This window comes from Rhizobium sp. S96, assembly GCF_030382195.1.
GTDB lineage: Bacteria > Pseudomonadota > Alphaproteobacteria > Rhizobiales > Rhizobiaceae > Rhizobium.
Genome location: NZ_JAUDRY010000008.1, coordinates 155148 through 171276, shown reverse-complemented (window position 1 = coordinate 171276; position 16129 = coordinate 155148). Strand labels below are relative to the sequence as shown.

At 61.2% G+C, this 16129-nt stretch carries 16 protein-coding genes; 9 read left to right on the top strand and 7 right to left on the bottom strand.

The annotated features are described in order from the left end of the window. Nucleotides 1–63: 63 nt before the first annotated feature. The 3 genes from QTL94_RS10620 to QTL94_RS10610 are packed head-to-tail and all read left to right on the top strand — an operon-like array spanning nt 64 to nt 1508. Nucleotides 64–990 carry a phytanoyl-CoA dioxygenase family protein gene (locus QTL94_RS10620; protein WP_289801497.1) on the top strand — a complete coding sequence of 309 codons (927 nt, stop codon included), beginning with the start codon at nt 64–66 and terminating at the stop codon, nt 988–990. 30 nt (nt 991–1020) lie between these two features. Next, a complete protein-coding gene (locus QTL94_RS10615; protein ID WP_289801496.1) occupies nt 1021–1329 on the top strand; it encodes a GNAT family N-acetyltransferase in 309 nt (102 codons plus the stop codon). Beyond that, nucleotides 1326–1508 carry a GNAT family N-acetyltransferase gene (locus QTL94_RS10610; RefSeq protein ID WP_289801495.1) on the top strand — a complete coding sequence of 61 codons (183 nt, stop codon included), beginning with the start codon at nt 1326–1328 and terminating at the stop codon, nt 1506–1508. Before QTL94_RS10615 ends, QTL94_RS10610 begins: the two co-directional genes overlap by 4 nt. A gap of 49 nt (nt 1509–1557) precedes the next feature. Here the strand turns inward: QTL94_RS10610 and QTL94_RS10605 are convergent, their stop codons facing one another. The 3 genes from QTL94_RS10605 to QTL94_RS10595 form a co-directional block, all read right to left on the bottom strand. After that, nucleotides 1558–2313 (bottom strand): TerC family protein, encoded by a 756-nt coding sequence (locus QTL94_RS10605; protein WP_289801494.1) that lies wholly within the window; start codon nt 2311–2313, stop codon nt 1558–1560. 103 nt (nt 2314–2416) lie between these two features. Continuing rightward, nucleotides 2417–3256, bottom strand: a complete 840-nt coding sequence (locus QTL94_RS10600) for an AraC family transcriptional regulator (protein WP_289801493.1) — start codon at nt 3254–3256, stop codon at nt 2417–2419. A gap of 105 nt (nt 3257–3361) precedes the next feature. Then, nucleotides 3362–4033 carry a TetR/AcrR family transcriptional regulator gene (locus tag QTL94_RS10595; RefSeq protein WP_289801492.1) on the bottom strand — a complete coding sequence of 224 codons (672 nt, stop codon included), beginning with the start codon at nt 4031–4033 and terminating at the stop codon, nt 3362–3364. A gap of 154 nt (nt 4034–4187) precedes the next feature. Here QTL94_RS10595 and QTL94_RS10590 point away from each other — a divergent pair, with 154 nt between their 5' ends. From QTL94_RS10590 to xylA, 5 genes are all read left to right on the top strand, one after another. Beyond that, nucleotides 4188–5384 (top strand): HlyD family secretion protein, encoded by a 1197-nt coding sequence (locus QTL94_RS10590; protein WP_113523656.1) that lies wholly within the window; start codon nt 4188–4190, stop codon nt 5382–5384. Nucleotides 5385–5406: 22 nt separating this feature from the next. Next, nucleotides 5407–6999, top strand: a complete 1593-nt coding sequence (locus tag QTL94_RS10585; protein WP_289801491.1) for a DHA2 family efflux MFS transporter permease subunit — start codon at nt 5407–5409, stop codon at nt 6997–6999. 193 nt (nt 7000–7192) lie between these two features. Further along, nucleotides 7193–8218 carry a LacI family DNA-binding transcriptional regulator gene (locus QTL94_RS10580; protein WP_289801490.1) on the top strand — a complete coding sequence of 342 codons (1026 nt, stop codon included), beginning with the start codon at nt 7193–7195 and terminating at the stop codon, nt 8216–8218. Between the two features lie 18 nt (nt 8219–8236). Next, nucleotides 8237–9691 (top strand): xylulokinase, encoded by a 1455-nt coding sequence (gene xylB / locus QTL94_RS10575; RefSeq protein ID WP_289801489.1) that lies wholly within the window; start codon nt 8237–8239, stop codon nt 9689–9691. A 191-nt stretch (nt 9692–9882) separates the two neighbouring features. Further along, the gene (gene xylA, locus QTL94_RS10570) at nt 9883–11193 is read left to right on the top strand and encodes a xylose isomerase (protein WP_289801488.1); all 1311 of its coding nucleotides are present in this window, start codon (nt 9883–9885) and stop codon (nt 11191–11193) included. Nucleotides 11194–11259: 66 nt separating this feature from the next. Here the strand turns inward: xylA and QTL94_RS10565 are convergent, their stop codons facing one another. From QTL94_RS10565 to QTL94_RS10550, 4 genes are all read right to left on the bottom strand, one after another. Further along, nucleotides 11260–12009 carry a histidine phosphatase family protein gene (locus QTL94_RS10565; RefSeq protein WP_065694699.1) on the bottom strand — a complete coding sequence of 250 codons (750 nt, stop codon included), beginning with the start codon at nt 12007–12009 and terminating at the stop codon, nt 11260–11262. Between the two features lie 81 nt (nt 12010–12090). Beyond that, nucleotides 12091–12807, bottom strand: a complete 717-nt coding sequence (locus QTL94_RS10560) for an MgtC/SapB family protein (RefSeq protein ID WP_244499587.1) — start codon at nt 12805–12807, stop codon at nt 12091–12093. 76 nt (nt 12808–12883) lie between these two features. Beyond that, a complete protein-coding gene (locus tag QTL94_RS10555) occupies nt 12884–13315 on the bottom strand; it encodes a YkgJ family cysteine cluster protein (RefSeq protein WP_289801487.1) in 432 nt (143 codons plus the stop codon). A 41-nt stretch (nt 13316–13356) separates the two neighbouring features. Further along, the gene (locus QTL94_RS10550) at nt 13357–14388 is read right to left on the bottom strand and encodes a LacI family DNA-binding transcriptional regulator (protein ID WP_065694701.1); all 1032 of its coding nucleotides are present in this window, start codon (nt 14386–14388) and stop codon (nt 13357–13359) included. A 165-nt stretch (nt 14389–14553) separates the two neighbouring features. Here QTL94_RS10550 and QTL94_RS10545 point away from each other — a divergent pair, with 165 nt between their 5' ends. After that, nucleotides 14554–16077 (top strand): sugar ABC transporter ATP-binding protein, encoded by a 1524-nt coding sequence (locus tag QTL94_RS10545; protein WP_289801486.1) that lies wholly within the window; start codon nt 14554–14556, stop codon nt 16075–16077. Nucleotides 16078–16129: the final 52 nt, after the last annotated feature.

The window sequence follows — 16129 nt, the reverse complement described above, 5'->3', positions numbered from 1 at the left end:
CATGGCTTTTGTCATGTTTCCGAGTGAGAATTCGATATTGCATTCGCTTGGGAGGCGATCGAAATGTCAAGTCTTGCGCTTCAATCCACGAACGAGGCTGCGCTTGAGCTGTTTGCCGAGGGCAAGCGGCTGTCGACGGCGCCGAACCGGATGGGCAGGCTGATGCCGACCGATCCGGCGATCGGGCTGCAGGCAATCCGGGAGCGCTACGATCAGCACGGGTATGTGTGGCTGAAAGGGTTTCTGAAGCGGGATGACGTGCTGGCGTTTCGCGGCTGGGTGTTCTCGCATCTGGAAAAATCCGGGCTGACCGAAGCCGGGTCTGACCCGGTGTTGGGCTTGGCCGCCAGCGGGGAGCCGGAGAAGCATTTGGCCGACCGGATATTGATGTCGCTGGTGCGCTCGGTCGTTTTCGAAGGCTTTTGTGCGCAGCCACGCCTGGCGGATTTCATGGATCAGTTCCTGTCGGGTATCTCCTACCTGCACAAGCGCAAGATCATGCGGTTCACCCGCCCGGGAACGCCGGTGGTGACGCCCGCGCACTACGATCTCGTCTATCTGCGCGGTGGCACCAGCCGGATCGTGACGGCGTGGATCCCGCTTGGCGATACGCCTGTCGAGATGGGAGGGCTGGTCTATCTCGAGGGGTCGCATGCGATCGGTACGCGCATGGAGGGCGAGTTTCACGAGAAGAGCAAGGAGCTCTCGCCGGAAGAAAGGATCAGTGCGTTCAACCGGAACATGACGGCGGGCGGCTGGGTATCCAAGGACCTGCCGGAGATGGCCGAACGCTTCGATACGCGGTGGCTCGTTGCCGACTACGAGGCGGGCGACGTCGTGCTGCACAGTCCCTACATGATCCACGCCTCGACGGCGAACCAGAGCGCCGCCAACCGAATCAGGCTATCGACGGATATCCGCTACCAGAACGTCGACGACGAGATCGACGCTCGCTGGGGCAATCACTGGAGCCTCGGGGACATGCTTTAGTAGCTTGTCCTCCCACATGGACGAAGACGAATGGAACAGCCCGCATCCGGCATCGAGAACATCGGCCATCGTCGCGCCGTTGGGAGTGACGCCGCGATCGTTGCGGGATGGTTTGCCAACCACGACGATGCGACACGCTGGGGCGGTCCAGAGGTTCCGAACCCGCTCACCGCGGAGTGGCTCGAAAAGGAGATCGTGGATGGCTCCTATTTCGTCGGCGTCGATCGTGCGGGCGATATCGTCGCCATCTATGGTCTGAAAACGCTCGACGAAAACGTCCTGCATCTCCGGCGCTTTGCCGTGGCGCCGAGATTGCGCGGGCAGGGTGCCGGGAAGTGATCAGGCAGATCGCGGATTTCGCACGATCGCAGGGCGCGCCGTGGCTATCGCTCTGGGTCTATGGTTCCAACACCGCAGCGCGCCGGCTCTATGAGCAAGCGGGGTTCCGGGACTTCGGCCAGCGCGCGGCGGCAGAAGATTCCACCGGGGTCTGCCTGCGCATGCGGCTCGATCTCTGAGCCATTGGTCATGGCGCCCGGCATCCTGGCGACGCCGGGCGTTGCTGCATCAGTGCCCGCCCGCGGCTGCCTTCTTTCGTTTCCGCGCGTTGCGGGCGAGCATGTTGAGAAGCTCGACGAGCGCCGAGAAGGCCATGGCGGCGTAGACGTAGCCCTTCGGCACATGGAAGCCCATGCCTTCGGCGATCAGCGTCGTCCCGATCATCATCAGGAAGGCGAGCGCCAGCATGACGATCGAAGGGTTCCTTTCGATGAAGTTGGCGAGCGGCGTTGCTGCCACCAGCATGACAGTGACGGCCGCAATGACGGCGATGATCATGATCGGCAGATGCGGCGTCATGCCGACGGCAGTGATGATGCTGTCGACCGAGAAAACCAGATCGAGCAGCAGGATCTGGCCGATTGCGGCGGTAAAGCCGGCCGTTGCCGAGGTCGCAATGAAGTCCTCTTCTTGGTCTGCCGGGTCAACATTGTGGTGGATTTCCTTGGTCGCCTTCCACAGGAGGAAGAGACCACCGGCGATGAGAATGATGTCCTTCCACGAGAAGCCGTGATCGAAGAGCTCGAAGACCGGCGTCGTCAGCTTGACGATCCAGGCAACCGTTCCGAGCAGCGCCAGGCGCATGATGAGCGCAAGGCCGATGCCGATCCGGCGGGCCTTTTCGCGGTGCTCCGGCGGGAGCTTGTTGGTGAGAATGGAAATGAAGATGAGGTTGTCGATCCCGAGGACCACTTCCATCACCACCAGGGTGATGAGCGCCACCCAGGCGGCGGGGTCCTGAACGAGCAGCATGATGTCTTGCATCGGCGTATGTTTCCCCTTGCGCCACATGAACGGACGCTCGCAATGTAAAGACGCCGCCTGCCTTGGCAAGGGCGCAAGGGGATATACGAAAGCAAGCCGGTCTTTATTCCCTGACAGGGATCCAGATTTCCGTGAGGCCCATGCCGGTATAGGGATCGAAGCGCTCGTCGTAGCGTTCGAACATGTCGGGCATGTCCGCGAATTCGATACCGGAGACGGGCAACCAGGTTCCGAAGATTTGGTGCATCGTCGCCGGGATACCGGAAACGTGGCCGCGATGGGCGAAGACCGCGTAGCGCTGCGACGGGATCTTCAGGGTCGCAAAGCCCTCCGGCAGATCGCTGCCGTTGTCGACGGCCACGGCAGCCATGTAACGGAACTTCTCGGTTTCGCCAGCTATGTGGGTGCATATGCCATAGGCGGCTGTGCCGCGCTGGCCGGAAATGCTGCCTTCATAGGTGTTGAACTTCTGCCAAAGCGATGGTATCGCGGCGTTGCCGCCGTAGGGATAAATTTCCTGCAGGCCGGCGAAAAGCATCGAAGGCAGCGTTTCGAAGCGGGGTGGTTCGAGATCGGTAAAGCGGGCGGGGTCCATTCTGATCGGCTCCAGTAACATGAGGTTGCGTGTGTGCCCCTGCTTGCGCACAGCATCGGGCGTGATGCCGAACTGCTCACGAAAGGCACGGGTGAAAGCCTCGTGCGAGCCGTAGCCCGCGTCGAGGGCAACTTCGAGGATGCTCGATGAATGTCTGATCAGGGCAAGCGCCGCGAGGCTCAGCCGCCGGGCACGGATATAGCCACTGATCGAGTGGCCGGTCACAAGGCCGAAAACCCGCGACAGGTGGTAGCGCGAAAGCCCGGCCACGTCGGATATCTCTTCCAGCGAGATATCGTCGCCGAAGTGGCTTTCGATAAACCAGATTGCCCTGCCGATAGCGCTCATTGTCATTCCCTTGGTTGCGGCCTCCTTCATAAGGAATAGCCGCCAACCGGGTTTGATCGCTATTGCGGGATTTTCGAATAGACCCGCGAAGATATCAACGGGCGGTCAGCCCTGCTGTTTCACAGCGTAGGCGGCGGTGAAAACGCGTATGGCGCCGGTGACGACATGATCCATCTCATGCTGCGGGGGCGGCACGTCCATATCGCCGAACAGACGCAGCTTGAAGAAACTGCCGCCGCAGAGTTCCAGGAACTGGCGCGCGGCAAGATCGATATCGTCGATTTCGAACCGACCGGCCTGAACCTGCGATGTCAGGAAATCCTTCAACACGGTCCGAATGTTCTCCGGTCCGGTGAAGAAGCGTTGACAGAGGTGTGGCATGCGGTCGCGCACGCCGATCACGGTGCGCATCGCGTTTATGACCTTTTCGTCGGTCAGATGCGCGACGAAGGTAATGCCGAAATTATGAAGCGCGGTGGCAGGATCGCTCGTTTCCTTCAATGTGTTGCGAACGCTGGCGACGAAGGCCGCGCGTTCGGTTTCCATCATTGCGGTGAAGAGTTCTTCCTTGTTGGCGAAGTAGACGTAGAGCGTACCCTTTGACACTCCGGCTTCGCGCGTTACATCGTTCATGCTCGCGGCGTCGAAGCCGAGTTTCATGAAGACGCGGCGAGCGCCGTCGAGAATCTGCCTGCGCTTCGCAGGGTCTTCACCCGCGGCCCATCTGCCGCCGGTCGAGGGAGACTCTTCTACGTGCGTGTCGGAAAGCTCTGTCATAGCTCCTTAACCATGTTCGCAATTGCGAATGTTTCGTTAACAAAATCGAACCCGGTGGTTCGATACATCTTGATATGAACGTAAAAAGGTTCTATGTCAACTGAACCGAACCGTTCAGTTCGATTAGTTTCACTCGATTTACCGGTAGTCGCCCATGTCGTCCAGCCAAAAAGCCAATGTCGCCCGCATCGTTAGCGAAACCGCTGATAGCGAGGCTCGGGCTGAGGAAGCAGTAGTCACCACAGCAGAGGCTCCGCGCACGCCGCAGACCCCTGCCGACGTGCAGGCAGCACCCGGTGAAAAGAAGAAAAAGCGCAGCCTTGTCCTGCCGATCGTGGGTCTTGCCCTTCTGGCAGGCGCCGCCTGGTATGGCTACGACTGGTGGACCACCGGCCGCTTCATGGTTTCGACCGACGACGCCTATATCGAAGGCGATATCGCGACGATCTCTCCCAAGGTCACCGGTTACGTTGCCAAGGTGAACGCGGTTGCCAACCAGCAGGTCAAGGCCGGCGACGTTCTCGCCACGCTCGACGATGGCGACTACAAGATTGCGCTCGATCAGGCGGAAGCCTCGCTTGATACCGAAAAGCTGTCGCTGCAGCGCATCGACGCGCAGATCGCCGGCGGCGAGGCAAGCCTCGATCAGGCGAAGGCACAGAAGGTTGCCCTGGAAGCCACCGTTCGCGGTGCCCAGATCACCCAGACACGCGCGAGCGACCTGCAGGCCAAGTCTGTCGGTACCACGGCCTCTCTCGATACCGCCAATATCGCGCTCGACCAGGCGAAAGCCAACCTCGTTGGTGGTGACGCGGCGATTGCGTCTGCCGAGGCAAACGTTACATTGCTGCAGGCGCAGCGTCGCGAAGCCGAAGGCACGATCCGCCAGCTCGAGCTTGCCCGTGACAAGGCAGCCCGCGACCTGTCGTTTACCGTTCTGAAGGCGCCCTATGACGGTGTCGTCGGTAACCGCTCGGTTCAGGAAGGCGATCTGGTATCGCCCGGGCAGCGCCTGATGGCACTGGTTCCGGTGCGCCAGCTCTACATCGACGCAAACTTCAAGGAAACGCAGATCCAGCATCTGGTTCCTGGTTCGAAGGTGAACGTCCATGTCGACGCCTATGACGATCACCCGATCGTCGGTACCGTCGAATCGATTTCGCCGGCCTCCGGCTCGGTCTTCTCGCTGCTGCCGCCAGAGAACGCGACCGGCAACTTCACGAAGATCATCCAGCGCGTTCCGGTTCGCATTGCGCTTCCGCAGGACGCGCTCGACAGCGGCCGCCTGCGCGCCGGTCTCAGCGTCGTCGTCGACGTCGACACGCGCACGGCACCGGAAGCCGCCAAGTAATATCGTCTGACGAGGTAGGCCCATGGCCGCGAGCGCAACAGTTGGAACCGTTCCGGCCACCCCGGCCGCAACGGACCACATGGATCCACGCAAGCTCATCGCGTTCTTCGCGATGGTGCTTGGGATGTTCATGTCGATCCTCGACATTCAGATCGTGTCGGCTTCGCTGGCGGAAATCCAGGCTGGTCTGAGCGCCGGTACGGACGAGATCGGCTGGGTGCAGACCTCCTACCTGATCGCGGAAGTCATCATGATTCCGCTGTCCGGCACGCTGGCGCGCATTGTCTCGACGCGATATCTGTTCGCGGCCTCAGCCGCCGGCTTCACGCTGGCAAGCGCGCTTTGCGCGACGGCGACGAATATCGACCAGATGATCGTCTACCGCGCCATTCAGGGCTTTATCGGCGGCGGTATGATCCCCTCGGTGTTTGCCGCAGCCTTCACCATCTTCCCACCGTCCAAGCGCAGCATCGTTTCGCCGATCATCGGCCTGATCGCGACGCTGGCGCCCACCATCGGCCCGACGGTCGGCGGCTATCTCAGCCATGCCTTCTCCTGGCATTGGCTGTTCCTGGTCAACATCATCCCGGGTATCATCGTCACGATCGTCACCTGGAATTTCATCGATTTCGACAAGCCTGAATTTGCGTTGATCAAGAAGTTCGACTGGTGGGGCCTGCTCTCGATGGGCGTTTTCCTCGGCGCGCTTGAGTACGTGCTGGAAGAAGGCAATTCGAACGACTGGTTCAACGACCAGAACATCGTGATCGGTGCCGTGGCTTCGGCCATCGGCTGCGTGGTGTTCTTCTACCGTGCGTTCAAGGTCGATTTCCCCGTCGTTGATCTCAGGGCATTCAGCAACCGGAACTTCGCCGTCGGCTCGCTGTTTTCCTTCGTCATGGGTATCGGTCTGTATGGCCTGACCTACATCTATCCACTCTATCTCGGTCGCATCCGGGGGTACGATTCGCTGATGATCGGGGAAACGATGTTCGTGTCCGGTCTTGCGATGTTCTTCACCGCGCCGATCGCCGGCAAGCTTTCGGCGAAGATGGACCTGCGGCTGATGATGGCGCTTGGCTTCATGAGCTTCGCCGCAGGCACTTACATCATGACCGGCGTGACGACGGATTGGGACTTCTACGAACTCTTCATTCCGCAGATCCTGCGCGGCTTCGGTCTGATGATGTGCATGGTGCCGATCAACAATATCGCGCTTGGAACCATGCCGCCTTCGCGCATGCGCGGCGCTTCGGGTCTTTTCAACCTTACCCGTAACCTCGGCGGGGCGGTGGGTCTGGCGGTCATCAACACGCTGCTGACAAACCGTCAGGACGTACACTACCAGCGTATTCGGGAAGGTCTCGATTGGGGCAATCCGATCGTCACCGACCAGATCAAGAACATGACGTCGAAGTTTGATACCTATGGCATGGACGGTGCGGCCGTCGCGATCAAGCAGATGGTCGGCATGGTCACGAAGCAGGCCATGGTGCTGTCGTTTGCCGACATCTTCATGCTGCTGACCGTGCTCTTCGTCGCCATGATCGTCGGCATCGTGCTGATCGATAAGCCGGCGCCGCAAGGCGGCGGCGGGGGTGGCGGAGGCCACTGATGATCCGATAATTACTTTCGCAACGCCGGCCCGGGACACCAGGCCGGCGTTGTTGTTTCTGGCCTTTCTCTCCACTGGAAATCGCGCTTCATTCGTTGAAAAATTGCCGGCGGATATTCGATAACGAAGCGTGCTTGCAAATTTTGATTTACGTACATCAAATTTGGAGCTAAAGGTCTCGTCAGGAGGAGTGATGAGGCCCACAGTTCACGATATTGCCGCTGCCGCGGGCGTCAGCCTTGCGACCGTAGACCGGGTGCTGAACCAGCGTCCTGGTGTGCGCAAGGTGACGCGGGAGAAGGTCGAGAACGCGATCCGCGAGATCGGCTACATCAGAGATGTCGCTGCCGCCAACCTCGCGAAGGGCCGTACCTACTCATTCGTCTTCATCCTGCCCGCCAGCGACAATTCCTTCATGCATGGGCTGAACGACGAGGTACGTGCCGCCGTTGCGCGCTCGTCGGTGGAGCGAACGAATATCCGGACCATCGAAGTGCCGGCGTTCGATCCGGGCGCGCTGGTGCAGATCCTCAATGAGCTTGGCGAGGAGCGGCCTTCGGGGATCGCGCTGGTTGCGACCGATGCGCCGGAGGTGCGCGATGCCGTCGACCGTCTGGTGCAGGATGGCATTCCTGTCGTGACGCTCGTTTCCGATCTCACCGGTTCGCAGCGCCACCACTATGCCGGCGTCGACAACATCGCGGCCGGGCGTACGGCTGCTCGGCTACTCGGGCGTTTTCTCGGTGGTGCCGCTGGCGAGATCGCCGTGCTGGCGGGCTCGATGCTGGTGCGCGACCACCGTGAGCGCCTCGAGGGTTTTGCGGCCGTCATCGCGGCGGAGTTTCCATCGCTTTCCATCCTGCCTGTCATCGAAGGCCGCGACGATCCCGAGATGGCGCATATGCTGGTTGCGGACGCACTGTCGAAAAAAAGCGACATCATCGGGGTTTACAGCCTCGGTGCCGGTAATCGCGGTCTGATCCGGGCGTTGAAGGAAAAGGCGGTGGATCGGTCGCTGACGGTCATCGCCCATGAGCTGACGACCCATACGCGCGCTGCGCTGCTCGACGGAACCATTGACGCAATCCTGAACCAGGATGCGGGCCACGAGGTGCGCAGCGCCATCCGCGTCCTCAAGGCGAAGGCGGACGGGCTTGCCGTCATCGAGGCGCAGGAACGCATCCGTCTCGACATATTCCTAAAAGACAATCTGCCGTAACGGCAAAGGGAGAAACACATGTATCTGGGTCTCGATCTCGGAACCTCCGGCGTCAAAGCCATGCTGATCGACGGCGATCAGAAGATCATCGGCTCGGCAAATGGTTCGCTCGACGTCTCGCGCCCGCATTCCGGCTGGTCGGAGCAGGAGCCTTCGCACTGGATCCGTGCAACGGAAGAGGCGGTTGCCGGGCTGAAGGCAAAACACCCGAAGGAGCTCGCCGCGGTGAAGGGCATTGGCCTCTCCGGCCAGATGCATGGCGCGACCCTGCTTGATGCCGACGACAAGGTGCTGCGCCCCTGCATTCTCTGGAACGATACGCGCTCCTATGTCGAAGCGGCTGCCCTGGATTCCGATCCGCGCTTCCGCAAGCTGACCGGCAACATCGTTTTCCCCGGCTTTACCGCGCCGAAGCTTGCCTGGGTTGCCAAGCATGAACCTGCGATCTTTGCCAAGGTCGCCAAGGTGCTGCTGCCGAAGGACTACCTGCGCCTCTGGCTGACCGGCGAACACATCTCCGAGATGTCGGATTCCGCCGGCACCTCCTGGCTCGATACCGGCAAGCGCAAATGGTCTTCGGAGCTGCTTGCTGCGACCGGTCTCGATGAAAAGCAGATGCCGCACCTGATCGAAGGCACGGAGCAGGGCGGCAAGCTGCGTGGCGAGCTGACCGGTCAGTGGGGCATGTCTGGCAGCGTCGTCGTTGCCGGCGGCGCTGGCGACAACGCGGCTTCGGCTTGCGGCATGGGCACGGTCAGCGATGGCGCGGCCTTCGTGTCGCTCGGCACCTCGGGCGTTCTCTTTGCGGCCAATGCTGCCTATCTGCCGAAGCCGGAAAGCGCCGTACACGCCTTTTGCCACGCGCTGCCCAACACTTGGCATCAGATGGGTGTCATCCTCTCGGCTACGGACGCACTGAACTGGCATTCCAGCGTGACTGGAAAGTCGGCTGCCGATCTGACGACTGAACTCGGCGAAACGCTGAAGGCTCCGTCAGGCGTCACCTTCCTTCCTTATCTCTCCGGCGAGCGCACGCCGCATAACGATGCCGTCATCCGCGGCGCGTTCATCGGCCTCGAGCATGAGAGCAGCCGTGTGGTGCTGACCCAGGCGGTTCTCGAAGGCGTGTCCTTCGCCATTCGCGACAATCTCGAAGCGCTGCGCTCTGCGGGCACGGATATTTCCCGCGTCACGGCGATCGGCGGCGGCTCGCGCTCGCGCTACTGGCTGGCCTCGATCGCAACGGCGCTGGGTGTTCCCGTCGACCTGCCCGCCGATGGCGACTTCGGCGCGGCATTCGGCGCAGCGCGCCTCGGCCTGATCGCCGCCACCGGTGCTGATCCGGTTGCCGTCTGCACGCCGCCGAAGACGGCGGGCACGATCGAACCTGTCGCGGCGCTCTCCGGCGCCTACGAGGATGCCTACAAGCGCTATCGCGCTCTCTACCCGGCGATCAAATCGCTGCAGCACTGAGACTTAAATACCGGGAGGTGTCGGAAGACCCCTCCCCAACCCCTCCCCACAAGGGGGAGGGGCTTCTTGCCCCAGGGCCGACCTTTCGAGACGAGAGGCGGACCACCAGCCTTCTCCTCCCTTGTGGGGGAGATGCCGGCAGGCATAGGGGAACTTTGACAGTTGCATTCGTTCCATAGGAGGAAACACACATGAGCACCGGATTCTTCGGCGACATCCAGAAGATCAAGTATGAGGGCCCTGAGAGCACCAATCCGCTCGCCTTCCGCCACTACAACAAGGACGAAGTCGTTCTCGGCAAGCGCCTGGAAGACCATCTGCGCTTTGCCGTCGCCTACTGGCACACGTTTGCCTGGGAGGGGGGCGACCCCTTCGGCGGACGCACCTTCCTGCGCCCCTGGTTCGAAGACTCGATGAAGGCTGCCAAGCTGAAGGCCGACGTCGCGTTCGAACTCTTCCAGATCCTCGACGCACCGTTCTACTGCTTCCACGACGCCGATGTGCGTCCGGAAGGCAAGAACTTCGCCGAGAACACCAAGAACCTGAACGAGATCGTCGACTACTTCGCTGAAAAGCAGGCCGCGACCGGAACCAAGCTGCTCTGGGGCACGGCTAACCTGTTCTCGAACCGCCGCTTCATGTCGGGTGCCGCCACTAATCCGGATCCGGATGTATTCGCTTACTCCGCGGCGACGGTTAAGACCTGCATGGACGCCACCATGAAGCTCGGCGGCGCCAACTACGTTCTCTGGGGCGGCCGCGAAGGCTATGAAACCCTGCTCAACACCGACCTCAAGAAGGAACTCGACCATCTCGGCCGCTTCCTCAACCTCGTCGTCGAGTACAAGCACAAGATCGGTTTCAAGGGCACGATCCTGATCGAGCCGAAGCCGCAAGAGCCGACCAAGCACCAGTACGACTATGACGTCGCGACAGTCTACGGCTTCCTGAAGAACCACGGCCTCGAAAACGAAGTGAAGGTCAACATCGAGCAGGGCCATGCGATCCTCGCCGGCCACTCCTTCGAGCACGAACTGGCACTTGCCAACGCGCTCGGCATTTTCGGCTCGATCGACATGAACCGCAACGATTACCAGTCCGGCTGGGATACCGACCAGTTCCCGAACAACGTTCCTGAAATGGCACTCGCCTACTATCAGGTTCTGCAGGGCGGCGGCTTCACCACCGGTGGCACCAACTTCGACGCCAAGCTGCGCCGCCAGTCGCTCGACGCGGAAGATCTGCTGATCGGCCATATCGGCGGCATGGATGCCTGCGCCCGCGGTCTCAAGGCTGCCGCCAAGATGATCGAGGACAAGGCTCTGTCCGGCCCGCTCGACGCCCGCTACGCCGGCTGGGATTCGGCCGAAGGCCAGAAGCTCGCCCGCGGCGAATACTCGCTCGAGCAGATCGCCGAGTGGGTCGAAGCAAAGGACATCAACCCGCAGCCGAAGTCCGGCAAGCAGGAACTGCTCGAAAACATCGTCAACCGTTACGTCTGATCGGCGGTTGATTGTGGAGGAGAGGGCCGGGGAGCGAAGGTTTCCCGGCCTTTTTTGTTGGTCGCGTCAGCGTCGAGGCGGGGTGGTCAAGATCACCTCCGCCCCATACGCGTCCCGCAATTCGGCTTCCTGCTCCGGCTGGCGATCGGCGGCGTGGTGGAGAAGTGTTGAGGTAAAGCCGTCCGTTCGCGTGCCTTCGATGAGAGTGACGTCGGCATTGGCCGGGTTGTCGGAGCGTTCAAACCAGTCGACGGATCGATGCAGGAAGTTCATTTCGAACGCCCTGTTGGTCACGCCGTGGCCGACGATGACGATGTTGTCGTTGCCGAAATCGATGTCCTGCGCGAGCGTTTGCAGGAACAGGCGAACGCGTTGCGCCACATCGGCACGGCTCTCGCCATCCGGCGGTCGGGCGTAGAATTTGCCGCTATTGTTGCGCAGCCTTGCCCATTTCTCGAATTCATCGGGAAATTTCTGTTTCTGCTCGGCATGGTCATAGATTTCGGTGAACAGGCCGAAATCCTGTTCCCGCAGCAGGTAGTCTTCCCTGACATCGCCCACGAATTCGGCCGGGAGTGCTTTGAGAAGCGCGTCCTTGCTTTGTCGGGTGCGCAGAAAGGGCGAATACCAGATGCTCAACCTCACGGAGCCGATGTCTCGTGCTGCGGCCAGATGCGAGGCGATGGCACGGCCGGCGTCCAGCGCCTGACGATGGCCCCATTGGCTCAAGGGAACATTGTGGTCGCCGAATTGGCCGTACGCCTGTTCGTTGAGGTTGCCGAGGGATTCGCCGTGGCGAACGAGAAAGATACGCATCAACCAACCCGCATTATCCGATATGGAATCGCCGCCATCATGACCGCCGCAATGGTGTCGGGCAACACCGGAGGTCGGCCATTATTCCGGCGGGCCGGTGGAGGTCCAGCTGCTGGAGAAGACGTGCGGCGCGAGGCTGAGCTGGCCGATCGCCTGCTCGATCAGCTTGTCCTCTTCGCGCACGCTGAAGACCACGGCCTTCACCTCGGCGGTGCTGGCATCCTCGACCGCATGGCTTTCCATGGAATGAAGGCGAAGCTTACTGGCGGTCAGCGCCTGCAGAAGCTGCGTGCGTACCTTGGCTTCGTCATGGGCGGCGCACTTCAGTTCGATGACGTAGAAGCGCTCGATCGCCTCATGGGACGGCGCCAGTGCGCTGATATAGACGGCCAGACGGGGGAGGCCGATGTTGATCGCAATGATCAGGATCGTCGCCTCGATCGCTTCAAGCAGCATGGCGTAGCCGGCGAGCACGCCGATGGCGCCGGTCGCCCACACCGTTGCCGCGGTGCTCAACCCGCGCACATTGGTCCCATCCCGCATGATCAGGCCGGCTCCGAGAAAGCCGATGCCGGTGACGACCTGTCCGCCCATTCTGACGTCAGGGATGTCGTGCAGCAGGGCAGGCAACGAGGTGTAGATGGCTGCACCCAGGGCGACGAGCGCATGCGTCGTCAGTCCCGTATGCCGTTGCCGCCATTGGCGCTCGATGCCGACCAGCGAGCCGAGCACGACAGCAACCAGCAGCCGGGGAGCAATCAGAAGCACGCCGGCCAGATTTTGGGTCAATTCCCACACAGTGCAGATCTCCAACGCTTTTCGCGTATTGATTGCTGTCGCGGCGTCCGATGTCAAACGTCGGCGCGTACCGCAATCAAGATGCGGCGGCTGATCTTGCTGGGTCGATCTTGAAAACGTCATCACCGACGAAGACGATGACGTAGCCACCGCGCTGTTCGGCATCGATTGCCCATTGGCGGAGCTGCGCCTGATATGGTTCCTCTTTCCATGCCGAGGGGTGAGCGGGGTCGACGAGAATGGTCGTCTGCTGGCCTTGGCCATACACCATCATGTTTGCCGTTGACGGCTCCCATTCAGGGCCAAGGCTGGCGTCCGTCATCCAGAGGCAAAGGAAATCCCGGCAAAGCTTCGGCCGGTCGTCGTAGATCGCGCATCCATGTCCGGCGACGCAGTTTACACACCACGTGTTTGCCGGCTTCGACAGTTCGTCGATATCCGGCAGCCGGCAACACAGGGTACAATTGCCGCACGAGCGCTCTCCAGGCGATGCCGGGTGTATCTTCAAATCCCGCCCCTCCGATTGCGGTTGGGCCATGGCGTCAGAACTCAACGCTTCGTCCATTTGCGCGACGGCGCCGAAACGGAGTTGCGGACCACGAGATCCGGGCGCAGCAGGATTTCGGTCTCTGTTGGCCGTCCGTCCGACAGGAGTTCCAGCAGCAGGGCCATCGCCTGTTTGCCGATGGCTGTCCGGGGCTGGCGGATCGTCGTCAGCGGTGGCGACATGAAGACGGCTTGCGGCACGTCGTCGAAGCCGGTGACGGAGAAGTCGCGGGGAATGTCATAGCCGCGGGCGCCGAGGCCGATCATGACGCCGATGGCGGTCTGGTCGTTGACGCACATGAATGCGGTCGGCAGCGTATCGCGCATGAAAAGCTGTTCGACGGCATGGCGTCCGCTTTCAAGCGTGCCGTCGCCCTCGAGCACGATGCGCTGATCCGGGGCAACGCCGGCCGCATCGAGCCCCTCGTCATAGCCCTGTCGGCGCCGGGAATAGGCAAGTCGGGTTCTGCTATCGCCGATGAAGGCGATCTTGCGGTGGCCTTCGGCAAGCAGCAGGTCCACGGCCTTGCGCGCGCCTTCGGTATCGTCGACGCCGACATAGGGAATGCCGCCGTTGAAGACCGGCTCGAACACACCGACGCTTGGCGGCAGTCTCGCCGTCATCGTCTGGTGGCCGAAGGGCAGGATGCCGGTGAAGAGAATCAGTCCCGCCGCCTGGTTCGAATTCAGGAATTTGAGATATTCGAGGCCGCGCTGGGCATCGTTCTGCGTATGGCCGATCAGAATGCCGTAGCCATGGGCGCGGGCTTCGTTCTCTAGGCCGACCAGAATGTTGGAAAAATTGGGGTCGCCGATGTCGGGTGCCACCACTAGAATCATGTTCGAACGGCCAAGTCGCAGGCTGCGCGCCATGGCATTCGTCGTGTATCCTGTGATGGCGATCGCCTGGTTGACCTTCAGCCGAGTCGAGTTCGCGACCTTCTCCGGCGTGTGGATTGCCCGCGATACCGTCGCGATGGAAACCTCGGCGATTCTGGCGACGTCTTCGATTGTTGCGGGCGCGGAATTCGACACTGCGTTCTGCCTTGGGGCTGCATTCGCGGCGACACTACACAGACTGAACGGTACGTCAAAGGTCGAACCAGACAGATCTGTGTAAAGCAACGATGTAAACCTTTACATGCGGTATGTAAAGGTTTACATAGGCTCAGGCGGATGGGAGTCCGCAGGGAGGAAATCATGAGTGTGGAGACTGTCGAGGCGGCGCCCGTGGTGTTGTCCGCCCGGCGCATATGCAAGTCCTTCAATGGTGTGCAGGTCCTCTTCAGCGTCAATTTCGATCTTCGCGCTGGTGAAATCCATGCGCTGATGGGCGAGAATGGCGCGGGCAAGTCGACGCTGGTGAAGGTCATGTCGGGTTTCGAGCAGCCGACCTCAGGCGAAATCATCCTCGATGGCCAGCCGGTGACATTGCCGCCCAACGGAGCCGCTGAGGCGCTCGGCATCGTTATCATACACCAGGAATTCAATCTCGCGGAACACCTGACCGTCACGGAAAGCCTGTTTCTCGGCCGCGAGGTCACGCGATTCGGTGTTCTCGACCGCAAGTACATGCGTGCGGAAACGCGCAAGGCGCTCGATCTTCTCGGTTCGCACGTCGACGAAAACGCTCTGATCAGCACTCTGTCCATCGCCGACAAGCAGATGGTCGAAATCGCCAAGGCAATCAGCCGCGATGCCCGTGTCGTCTTCATGGACGAGCCGACCGCCGTTCTGTCGCGGGAAGAAACCAATTTCCTGTTCAAACAGGTGCGCAAGCTGCGCGACAAGGGCACGAGCTTCGTCTTCGTGTCGCACAAGCTCGACGAGGTCATGGAACTGACCGATCGCGTGACGGTGCTGCGCGACGGGCAATGGGTGAAGACGTCGCCAACCTCGCTGCTCGACGGAGAATCGATCGCGCAGCTGATGGTCGGTCGCGAGCTTTCCAGTCTCTATCCGACCAAGGTGGAGCCCGATGTCGACGAGGAGGTCGTGCTGCGGGTCGAATCCGTGTCGACCGGCTATGTCCAGGATGCAAGCTTCGAGGTGCGCAAGGGGGAGATCATCGGCTTTTCCGGCATGATCGGATCGGGTCGCACGGAGCTGATGGAGGCAATCGCCGGGCTGCACAGTCGCACATCGGGCGAAGTCATCATCAAGGGCGAGACGGTTCCGGCCGGTGATGTGCACGCAGCCAACCGCTGCGGGCTTGCCTACATGACGAAGGATCGCAAGTCGAAGGGACTTCTGCTCGGCTCCAACATGATGGCGAACCTGACGCTGCAATCGCTCGGTCAACATTCGCGCCACGGCTATCTCAGCCCCAGCAGCGAGGCGTCGGCGCTGGCCAAGGCGCGGCGTCGCTTCGATATCAGAGTGCGCGACGCCAATATCGTCGCCGGCCGCATGTCGGGCGGAAACCAGCAGAAGCTGCTGCTCGCCAAGGTCATGGAAACCGAGCCTGAGATCATCATCATCGATGAGCCGACGCGCGGCATCGATGTCGGCACCAAGCAGCAGATCTATCACTTCATCTCGGCGCTGGCCCGCGACGGCCGCTCAATCATTGTAGTGTCATCCGAAATGCCGGAGGTCATAGGCCTTTGTACGAGGGTGGCGGTCATGCGCGAGGGGCGTGTCGTCGGCGTGCTTGAAGGTGACGAAATCTCCGAACAGGAGATCATGCGCTATGCCGCGGGCCTGAAGAAGAAGGCCGCCTGAGGCGACAAATAACAACAGCCGCGGCGCACGCGGCAAGACAGATTACGTGCCC

Coding starts and splice junctions, on each gene's coding strand:
- QTL94_RS10620 (WP_289801497.1), top strand. CDS start 64: ATGTCAAGTCTTGCGCTTCAATCCACGAACGAGGCTGCGCTTGAGCTG.
- QTL94_RS10615 (WP_289801496.1), top strand. CDS start 1,021: ATGGAACAGCCCGCATCCGGCATCGAGAACATCGGCCATCGTCGCGCC.
- QTL94_RS10605 (WP_289801494.1), bottom strand. CDS start 2,313: ATGCAAGACATCATGCTGCTCGTTCAGGACCCCGCCGCCTGGGTGGCG.
- QTL94_RS10600 (WP_289801493.1), bottom strand. CDS start 3,256: ATGAGCGCTATCGGCAGGGCAATCTGGTTTATCGAAAGCCACTTCGGC.
- QTL94_RS10595 (WP_289801492.1), bottom strand. CDS start 4,033: ATGACAGAGCTTTCCGACACGCACGTAGAAGAGTCTCCCTCGACCGGC.
- QTL94_RS10590 (WP_113523656.1), top strand. CDS start 4,188: ATGTCGTCCAGCCAAAAAGCCAATGTCGCCCGCATCGTTAGCGAAACC.
- QTL94_RS10585 (WP_289801491.1), top strand. CDS start 5,407: ATGGCCGCGAGCGCAACAGTTGGAACCGTTCCGGCCACCCCGGCCGCA.
- QTL94_RS10580 (WP_289801490.1), top strand. CDS start 7,193: ATGAGGCCCACAGTTCACGATATTGCCGCTGCCGCGGGCGTCAGCCTT.
- xylB (WP_289801489.1), top strand. CDS start 8,237: ATGTATCTGGGTCTCGATCTCGGAACCTCCGGCGTCAAAGCCATGCTG.
- xylA (WP_289801488.1), top strand. CDS start 9,883: ATGAGCACCGGATTCTTCGGCGACATCCAGAAGATCAAGTATGAGGGC.
- QTL94_RS10565 (WP_065694699.1), bottom strand. CDS start 12,009: ATGCGTATCTTTCTCGTTCGCCACGGCGAATCCCTCGGCAACCTCAAC.
- QTL94_RS10545 (WP_289801486.1), top strand. CDS start 14,554: ATGAGTGTGGAGACTGTCGAGGCGGCGCCCGTGGTGTTGTCCGCCCGG.